The following is an 855-nucleotide window of genomic DNA, read 5'->3' as shown; positions in this document are numbered from 1 at the left end:
GGGTGAGCAGAGCCCGGTAGAGCACTGCGCGTTTGGCATACCGGGTCGCGATCGCGCGGAACTGTTTGAGCCGGTTGAAGCAACGTTCGACGAGGTTGCGCTGCCGGTAGACCACAGGATCGAAGGCAGGCGGGCGGCCACCGGCCGAGCCTTTGGCCGCCCGCCGCGCCACCTGGTCAGAGCGTTCCGGAATCGTCACCGCGATCCCGCGCCGCCGCAGAGCGGCACGGGTCGACAGATGCGCGTAAGCCTTGTCCGCGACCACCCGGTCAGGGCGTTTGCGGGGCCGGCCCCGGCCCGTCCGCGGCACCCGCACGTCGTCGAGCAGCGGCAGCAGCTGCGGGTTGTCACCGGCTTGGCCTTCGGTCAGCCGGACGGCCATCGGCCGGCCGCGCCCATCGACGGCCAGATGGATCTTGCTGCTCAGCCCACCGCGGGACCGCCCGATCGCCTCACCCGCGACCGCAGCGACCGGGACGCCCGCACGCGTGGTGCCCCCTTTTTCACCGTCCCGGGCTTGCGGGCCCCGGCGGCATGCTGATGCGCGCGGACCACGCTGGAATCAACGTGGAAGGTCCACTCGATCTCCCCGACCGCGTCGTCGTGCACCTGGACGTGTTCCAGGATCCGGTCCCACGTGCCGTCAGCCGACCAGCGCCGCAGGCGCTCGTGCGCGGTCTTCCACGATCCGTATCTCTCAGGGATGTCGCGCCACGGCGCGCCGGTCCGCAGCTTCCACACGATCGCGTTCAACACCTGCCGATGATCTTTCCACCGGCCGCCCCGACCTGCGCTGACCGGCAACAACGGCGCGATCCGCTCCCACGCGGCGTCACTGACCTCGTCCCGACGAAC

Annotated in this window: 1 protein-coding gene; it reads right to left on the bottom strand. The window is 70.8% G+C overall.

Going from position 1 to position 855, the window contains the following annotated elements:
• Positions 1–855, bottom strand: a protein-coding gene (locus tag ABD437_RS42830; protein ID WP_425558392.1) for an IS5 family transposase whose coding sequence is annotated in 2 segments (ribosomal slippage) — positions 1–513 and positions 513–855 — 856 coding nt annotated over the 2 segments. Because the reading frame shifts where the segments join, the coding sequence is not laid out codon by codon here. This gene is flagged as partial in the annotation.

The sequence above is a fragment of the Cryptosporangium japonicum genome (genome assembly GCF_039524755.1).
Taxonomy (GTDB): domain Bacteria; phylum Actinomycetota; class Actinomycetes; order Mycobacteriales; family Cryptosporangiaceae; genus Cryptosporangium; species Cryptosporangium japonicum.
The sequence above is the reverse complement of the archived record's forward strand: the minus strand, read 5'-3'. Positions and strand labels throughout refer to the sequence as shown.